General features: G+C 73.0%; 5 protein-coding genes and 1 pseudogene. 3 read left to right on the top strand and 3 right to left on the bottom strand.

The window, feature by feature from the left end:
• Positions 1-588 (bottom strand): nitrate- and nitrite sensing domain-containing protein (locus tag MXD60_RS17600; RefSeq protein ID WP_368861248.1); only part of this gene is annotated, 588 nt, incomplete at its 3' end.
• Positions 589-1,038: 450 nt separating this feature from the next.
• Between MXD60_RS17600 and guaA the strand changes: the two genes are divergently transcribed.
• From guaA to pcrA, 3 genes are all read left to right on the top strand, one after another.
• Positions 1,039-2,706 (top strand): glutamine-hydrolyzing GMP synthase, encoded by a 1,668-nt coding sequence (gene guaA / locus MXD60_RS17595; protein WP_283098544.1) that lies wholly within the window; start codon positions 1,039-1,041, stop codon positions 2,704-2,706.
• Between the two features lie 276 nt (positions 2,707-2,982).
• Entirely contained in the window at positions 2,983-4,215 is a 1,233-nt protein-coding gene (locus MXD60_RS17590) for a threonine ammonia-lyase (protein WP_248820399.1), read from the top strand.
• Positions 4,216-4,302: 87 nt separating this feature from the next.
• Positions 4,303-6,774: a DNA helicase PcrA gene (gene pcrA / locus MXD60_RS17585; RefSeq protein WP_248820398.1), complete on the top strand. Its 2,472-nt coding sequence runs from the start codon at positions 4,303-4,305 to the stop codon at positions 6,772-6,774.
• A gap of 348 nt (positions 6,775-7,122) precedes the next feature.
• Here pcrA and MXD60_RS30380 read toward each other — a convergent pair.
• Both MXD60_RS30380 and MXD60_RS17575 read right to left on the bottom strand, forming a co-directional pair.
• Positions 7,123-7,185 (bottom strand): annotated as a pseudogene (locus MXD60_RS30380) (alpha/beta hydrolase); the annotation flags it as partial.
• A 595-nt stretch (positions 7,186-7,780) separates the two neighbouring features.
• Positions 7,781-8,433: carboxyl transferase domain-containing protein (locus tag MXD60_RS17575; RefSeq protein WP_283098537.1), on the bottom strand; the 653-nt coding region annotated here is incomplete at its 5' end.

The following is an 8,433-nucleotide window of genomic DNA, read 5'->3' as shown; positions in this document are numbered from 1 at the left end:
AGCAACACCCACGACGTGTCCCCTCAACACAAACCCCAAGGTCAGCGGGCTACAGCCGCCCACCCCTGAATGGACACCGTCCAAGGCGTCGCGAACGCTACTCCCAAAGGATCCGCGTCGCCCATTGGTCGTCGACTTGTATGCCTGATAGGCATCGTTTACCGCCGTTTGGCGGGGCGGGAGCGCCTGGCCCTCGCGGGAGCCAACCGGGCCGCTCGCGACGAATCCGGTGGTGTAGGTCCGCTCCGAAGCCAGGCCGTTCGCGAGCGCGACCGCGGCTTTGCTGATCTTGGTGAGGTCGGAGACCCGGTTGACGTCCCGGGTACTGGTCAGCACCGAGGCGGCCGCGATCGACGAGTAGGCGAGGATCGCTACGATCGGGACCGTAAGGATCGCGATCAGTTTGGTGCGAACGCGCCAGTTGGTCGGTTTGGTGGCGGCGCCACGAAGGCGGCGCAGACCGGACCCCGATGGGGTCGGTGGCGCCGTGGGGCGGTCGTCGCGCTGCCTGCCGTTTTCGTCGTCCACGGGCAGGCTCGGCGCCATGGTTGGCTCCGAGTCGGCGGCGATGCCCGCGCTGCTGGCCATCGGTTGTCTGCGCACGTACCTTCGCAACCTCTCCGCCAGCCTCCCGGAACACGTCGTACCAGGATGGCTCGGTATCGGGCCCGGATGTCCCTTGTCAGGCACCATAGCGGTACGAAGTCGGCATCCGAAAGGTGCCCGCCGTAAGCACGTTCGTCGCCATGTGCCAGTTGTAACGAGAGCGCGCGGAGTCACCATCCGGGTAACTGGCGCGCAGCGCGACAAGGTACAACATCCTTGCCCAAGACCTACCTCTCTCTGTGGCACTGAAGGTGTAAATCCCGGCATCTCAGGGCATCTGAGACACTTGCTCTTACGGTGTTCGGGGGGCGTCCGAGATGCGTCGCCCGATCGGGTGGTGGACACCCACGGGCGTGAACCCGCGTCGGCGAGCAACGTCCCGTGGACGGCACCTCCGTGCCGACCGGTCCGTAGGCTTGCGGGGTGAGCGACATGCAGCGCAGCGATGCTGATCACGACGTGCAGTCACCGGATCCGGGTCAGCCGTCCGCCGCCCTGACGACCCCCGGGACCCCCCCCGCCCCCGGTGCGGCGGGGCACCCCGGCTACGACACCGTCCTGGTGATCGATTTTGGCGCCCAGTACGCGCAGCTCATTGCCCGGCGGATCCGCGAGTGCCACGTCTACTCGGAGATCGTGCCCTGGGACATGCCCGTCGAGGAGATCCTCGCCCGCCGGCCGTCCGCGCTCATCCTTTCCGGCGGCCCGAAGTCGGTGTACTCGCCGGGCGCTCCCCGGGTCGATCCCGCGCTGTTCGCCACCGGGCTTCCCGTTCTCGGTATCTGCTACGGCCACCAGGTGATGGCGCAGGCGTTGGCCGGCGCCGTCGCGCGGACCGGAACGGCAGAGTACGGAGCAACCCGTCTGTCGGTGATCGAGTCCGGTGTCCTGTTCGCCGGACTGCCCGTGGCCCAGCAGGTGTGGATGTCCCACGGCGACTCGGTGACGGACGCGCCGCCCGGTTTCCGGGTCACGGCGACGACCCCCTCGACGCCCGTCGCCGCGTTCGAGGACCCGTCCCGGCGGCTCTACGGCGTCCAGTTCCACCCGGAGGTCCTGCACAGTGAGTACGGCCTCGACGTTCTGCGGCGCTTCCTGCTCACCGGGGCCGGTTGTCGGCCGACCTGGACGATGGTGAACATCGTCGACGAGGCCGTGGCCGCGGTGCGGGCCCAGGTCGGCACGAGCCGGCTGATCTGCGGACTGTCCGGCGGGGTCGACTCGGCGGTGGCTGCGGCGGTCGTGCACCGCGCTGTCGGGGACGCGCTGACGTGCGTCTTCGTCGATCACGGGCTGCTGCGGGCCGGGGAGGCCGAGCAGGTCGAGCGGGATTTCGTGGCCTCCACCGGCGTCGAGCTCGTGCACGTGAAGGCGGCCGACCGGTTCGCCGCGGCGCTCGCGGGAGTCACCGATCCCGAGCGCAAGCGTAAGATCATCGGGCGGGAGTTCATCCGCGTCTTCGAGGAGGCGGCCCGCGATCTCGAGGCCCGCGCCGAGGCCGAGGGCGCGACCATCGACTACCTGGTTCAGGGCACCCTGTACCCGGACGTGATCGAGTCCGGCTCGCCGACCGCCGCCAAGATCAAATCGCATCACAATGTCGGCGGGCTGCCCGAGGACCTCCAGTTCGGCCTGGTCGAGCCCCTGCGCACGCTGTTCAAGGACGAGGTCCGCCGGCTCGGCGAGGAGCTCGGCCTGCCCGAGGACATCGTCTGGCGCCAGCCGTTCCCCGGCCCCGGGCTCGCCGTGCGGATCATCGGCGAGGTCACGCCCGAGCGGCTCGACGTGGTCCGGGCCGCGGACGCGGTGGTCCGCGAGGAGATCCGCCGCGCCGGGCTGGACCGGGAGATCTGGCAGGTCTTCGCGGTGCTGCTCGGGGACGTGCGGTCGGTCGGCGTGCAGGGGGACGAGCGCACCTACGGGCATCCGGTGGTCCTGCGCGCCGTCACCAGCGAGGACGCGATGACCGCCGACTGGGCGCGGCTGCCCTACGACCTGATGGAGCGCATCTCCAACCGGATCGTCAACGAGGTCGCGCAGGTCAACCGGGTCGTCTACGACATCACCTCCAAGCCGCCGGGCACCATCGAGTGGGAGTGACCGGCCTCCCCGGGTTCGGAACCGGGTGGACCCCTGGCCCACGGTGATCTGACGTCGACGGGTGGCGGTCGCGTTCGCGCGGCCGCCGCGGGTCCCGTTTGACGTTCCGGCGCATCCGGAGCACTGTGGAGAGTGTGACCTCGTACGAGATGGCCATTACCTAGGCGCGCGCCCGACTCGCGGGGCCGCGCGCCACGCCTTCTGCCTGCCCGGCGGAGGGCTTTTTTGTTGCCGCGGTCACGGCGAGGTGGCCGCACAGCCATCGGGAGAAGCCAGATGACCGCACCAGCGACGGATGACGTGCCGGCGCCCGCCGACCCGGCTGCGGCGGCGGGTGACCCGTCGAGGGTCCCCGCCGCGGACCGGTGGTTTCCCGACATCGTCGCGGCGGCGACGGTGCTCGACGGGGTCGCCCGGCGCACCCGGGTGGTGCGCGACGCGGGGCTGACGGCGTCGCTGGGCACGCCGGTCTGGTTCAAGTGCGAGCACGAGCAGTACACCGGTTCGTTCAAGCTCCGAGGCGCCTACCACCGGGTGGCCACCGCCGACCCGCAGCGGCGGCAGCGTGGCGTCGTCGCGGCCAGTGCCGGCAACCATGCCCAGGGTGTCGCGTTCGCGGCGGCTGCCTTCGGCGTACCGGCGACAATCTTCGTGCCGGCGGGGGCGAACCCGGTCAAGGTGGCGCGGACCCGGCGGCTGGGCGCGCGGGTCGAGGAGGTTCCCGGCGGGGTGGACGCCGCGCTGGGCGCCGCCGCCCGGTACGCGGCCGCCGGCGGGCGGCTGCTCGTGCACCCCTTCGACGACCCGGCGGTGGTGGCCGGGCAGGGCACCCTCGGCCTGGAGCTGCTCGAACAGGTCCCGGATCTGCGCACGGTGCTGGTGGGCGTGGGCGGCGGGGGGCTGATCGGTGGGGTCGCGGCGGCGTTGCGGGCGCGCCGGCCCGATGTGCGGGTGATCGGCGTGCAGTCCGACCTGGCGCCGGCGTTCGCCGCGTCCATGCGGGCCGGCCAGCGCCTGGCGGTGCCGGTGGGCACGGACCTGACGGGTGCCCGGGAGCGGGCCACCGCCGCCGCCCGCGGCGGGCGAACCTGCCACCGCCCGAGCCTGTCCCGTCCCGCGGCGGTGCCCCGCCCGCTCGCCGACGGGATGGCGGTCGGCGAGCCGGGGAAGCTGACCTTCGAGCTGGCCAGCCGGCTGGTCGACGAGGTGGTGACCGTCGACGAGGCCGCCTTCTGGTCGGCGATGGTCCTGCTGCGCCGGACCGGGCTCGTTGTCGAACCGGCGGGTGCCGCGCCGGTCGCCGCGCTGCTGCGCCACGGCGGGCTGGCGGTGGGGACGACCGTGGCGGTGCTCTCCGGCGGCAACGTCGATCCCGGCGTGGCCGCTCGGGTCAAGGCGCTCGCCGCGCTGCCCGCCGCGGGCCTCGGTGAGCCGCAGGCCAATGACCTGCGAGGCGGGCAGTCAGTGGCCGGCGTGGCGGGGGTGCGGGAGGTTCGGACCACGGTCTGAGTCGGCCCGCCGGGGGGGCATCGGACCCGATGCCCATAGGCTGGCGGTAGCGGTGAAGTCCGGCGTCGAACGTACGATCGAGGTCTTATGAGCACACTGTTCGGTCAGTCACCCAGCGCGGCCGGCGCAGGTGGCGGCGGCGTGCCCTACGACCTGTTCGGCCCCGCGGTCCTCGCACCCGCGCCGGACACGGCCGGTGGCCAGCCCCGGCTCGACGCGGACGGCCTGCTCGACGGGCTCAACCCGCAGCAGCGGGCGGCGGTGGTGCACATCGGCGCGCCGCTGCTGGTCGTCGCCGGTGCCGGCTCGGGAAAGACCCGGGTGCTGACCCATCGGATCGCCTACCTGCTCGCCGCCCGCGGTGTGCGGCCAGGGGAGATCCTGGCGATCACCTTCACGAACAAGGCCGCGGCCGAGATGCGGGAGCGGGTCAGCGCGCTGGTCGGTCCGCGGGCGCGGTCGATGTGGGTGAGCACGTTCCACTCGGCCTGCGTGCGCATCCTGCGCTCGGAGGCCAAGCGGCTCGGCTTCGCCTCGTCGTTCACGATCTACGACGCCGCGGACGCGCAGCGGCTGATCACCCTGGTCACCAGGGATCTCGATCTCGATCCGAAGAGGCACCCGGCGCGCGGCCTCGCCGCGCAGATCAGCAACCTGAAGAACGAGCTGATCGACTGGGAGACGGCCCGGAGCCGGGCGACGAGCCACCTCGAGCGCACGGTCGCCGAGGTCTACGCCGCCTACCAGCAGCGGCTGACCCAGGCCAACGCGCTCGACTTCGACGATCTCATCATGACGACGGTGCATCTGCTGCAGGCGTTCCCCGACGTCGCCGAGCACTACCGCCGCCGCTTCCGGCACGTCCTGGTCGACGAGTACCAGGACACCAACCACGCCCAGTACGTGCTGGTGCGCGAGCTGGTCGGTCAGCCGGCGCAGGGCGGCGGCGAGCCGGTCCCGGAGCGTTCCCCGGCCGAGCCGGCCCCGGACTCCGTGACCCCGGACTCCGTGACCCCGGACTCCGTGACCCCGGACACCGTGACCTGGGCGTCGGGTGCGGTGCCGCCGGCGGAGCTGTGCGTCGTCGGCGACGCCGACCAGTCGATCTATGCCTTCCGCGGGGCGAACATCCGCAACATCGTGGAGTTCGAGGAGGACTTCCCGGACGCCGCGGTCATCCTGCTGGAGCAGAACTACCGCTCCACGCAGATCATCCTGTCCGCCGCGAACGCGGTGATCGCCAAGAACAACCAGCGCAAGGCCAAGCAGCTGTGGTCGGACGCCGGCGACGGCGAGAAGATCGTCGGTTTCGTCGCCGACAACGAGCACGACGAGGCCGCGTTCGTCGCGGAGGAGGTCGACCGGCTCACCGACGCCAAGCTCGCCCGCCCCGCGGACGTGGCGGTCTTCTACCGGACCAATGCCCAGAGCCGGGTCTTCGAGGAGATCTTCATCCGGGTCGGGCTGCCCTACCGGGTCGTCGGCGGGGTGCGGTTCTACGAGCGCAAGGAGGTCCGCGACCTGCTGGCCTACCTTCGGGTGCTGGTCAACCCGACCGACACGGTGAACCTGCGGCGCATCCTCAACGTGCCGCGCCGCGGTATCGGCGACCGGGCCGAGGCGTCCCTCGCCGGCTTCGCGGAGGCCGAGCGGATCGGCTTCGACGCGGCGATGGCGCGGGTCGAGGAGATCCCGGGCATCGCGATGCGGTCGGCGAAGGCCGTGCGCGAGTTCGCCGACCTGCTCACCGAACTGCGCGCGGTCGAGCCGAAGGGTCCGGTCGCGGTCATCGAGGCGGTGCTGGAACGCACCGGCTATCTGAGCGAGCTGCTCACCGAGGACACCGTCGAGTCCCAGGGGCGGGTGGAGAACCTGCAGGAGCTGGTCGGCGTCGTGCAGGAGTTCGTCGAGCGCAGCCCCGAGGGGACGCTGGCCGGGTTCCTCGAGCAGGTCTCGCTCGTCGCCGACGCGGACCAGGTGCCCACCGACGACGGCTCGGACGGCGTCGTCACCCTGATGACCCTGCACAGCGCGAAGGGCCTGGAGTTCCCGGTCGTCTTCCTCACCGGTCTGGAGGACGGCGTCTTCCCGCACATGCGGACCCTCGGCGACCCCACCCAGCTGGAGGAGGAGCGCCGGCTGGCCTATGTCGGGGTCACCCGGGCCCGGGCGCGGCTCTACCTGACCCGGTCGGTGGTGCGCAGCGCCTGGGGGCAGCCGGCGTTCAACCCGGCGTCGCGGTTCCTCGGCGAGGTGCCCCACGCCCTCATCGACTGGCGTCGCATCGCCGAGGCGCCCCAGCGGCCGGCGCCGCCGCCCAGCAGCGAGCCGGCCGGGCGCCGCGCGCTACCGAACTCGCCGTTCGCTCGCAACCGACCGTCGGCCCGGCCCGTCCCCGAGCTGCGCCAGGGCGACCGGGTCACGCACGACAGCTTCGGGCTCGGCGTCGTCCTCGCCGCCGGCGGTGTCGGTGACTCCGCCGAGGCGACGATCGACTTCGGGGCCGACGCCGGCACCAAGCGGCTCCTGCTGCGCTACGCGCCGGTCGAGAAGCTCTGACCGTTCCGCCGCCGCGCCGGCCAGCCGGCCGGCGACCAGGCGGGCGGCGGCGCCGCTGAACGCCAGGGAGTGATGCCCGACGCCGGGCACGGTGATGTTCTCGGCGGCCAGGTCGGGATGGGACAGCGCCGCCTGCGCCGGGCGGACCACGGTGTCAAGGGCGCCCCCGACCGCGACGAACCGGGTGTGGCAGCTCGGCGCGGGCTCGGCGAGTTCCGCGAGCAGCGGCGAGCCTGGGCGCAGCTGCGTCAGCAACGGGTACGGCAGCGACCGTGGCACCAGCTCGGCCAGCCGGGCGCCACCATGCGGGGTGGCCAGGGTGATGAGGAGATCGACCTGGGCGTCACCGTCGGTCCGCTGGACGTGGTAGCGGGCCACCAGCCCGCCCAGGGAGTGCGCGACGATCGACACGTGGCCGTGTTCGCCGGCCGCGGCGGCCACGGCGTCGGCGAGCAGGCGGGCGCCGTCCTGCACGGTCAGGGTCCATAGCGGCAGCTCGACCGGCACAACCCGCTGGAACCCGCAGCGGCGCAGGTGATAGCGCAACCGGGCGAACACCGACCGGTTGTCGACCAGCCCGTGGACGAGGAGCACCGGGGTGGTGGCCGCGGCGGGTGCGTGCACCAGCAACCCGCGCTGCCGCGGAGCCAGGCCGCCCAGGGAGTAGTTCCCGTCGGGGTGCGCTCGGCGGCGGGGCAGGGCGCCCGCCGGGTACAGGGCCAGGTGGGTCGCGAAGCCAGCGGTCTCGACGGCGAGCCCACGGGCGCCCGCCGGAGTGGCGCGCAGCCCGGCGGCAAGTGACCGGCGCGGACGCGGGTGGCCGCCGGCGACGCGACGGGGTGCCGGTGCCGGTGGCACCCGCTGTGCGGGCAGGTCGTCGATGGCGGATCACTCTCCCAGGTCGAACGGCCGGTGAACCGGCCGCGGGGGTATGCGATCGGTGATCGGGCGGACACTTCGCTGTGCATCCGACATCGTCGGACTCAGCCGGAGAAACGCAAAAAGATTACAGACTGTTACGCAGTTCTGTCGACCAGCGCGCCCGACGGTGCCGGCGGCGCGCGTCCGGATCCTGTCGGCACAGCTCGTCGAGCAGGACGAGGACGGCCTCGGCGATCGTGTCGGCGTCGCCGTTGGTGAGCAGCCGGTCGGCGAAGCCGAGCCGGTGCAGATCCGTCGGGCGCAGGCCCGCGCCGTCGGCGGCCCGGCTGACGGGAATCCGCAGCGTCGCCGCGGCCCCTTCCGGGGACAGCGCGGTGAAATAGCTGTCGGGCGTCATCGCGACCACGTCGGTGACGGCCGCGGCGAGCGCGCCGCCCGAGCCGCCCTCGCCGTGCACGATCGACACCGTCGGAGCCGGGCAGGCCACGACCGCGGCCATGGCGTCGCCGATGGCCGCCGCGATACCGCCGGCCTCGGCCGGCGCGGCGGCGGCGGCGCCGGGGGTGTCGACCAGGGTGACCAGCCCGGCGCCGAGCTTGCCGGCCAGCCGGGCGGCCCGGATGAGGAGCCGGTACCCGTCCGGCCCCGGGGCGCCGCCGCGCCGCGCGCCCACCGCCACGACCACCACGGTCCGCCCGGTTCCGAGCAGCGGGCCCCCCCCCCCCCCGCCCCCCCCGCCCCCGCCCCCCCCGGGGGCCCCCCCCGCCCGCCCCCGGC

The organism is Frankia sp. AgB32 (assembly GCF_023243045.1).
Taxonomy (GTDB): Bacteria; Actinomycetota; Actinomycetes; order Frankiales; family Frankiaceae; genus Frankia.
This window is presented reverse-complemented; position numbering and strand designations above follow the sequence as displayed.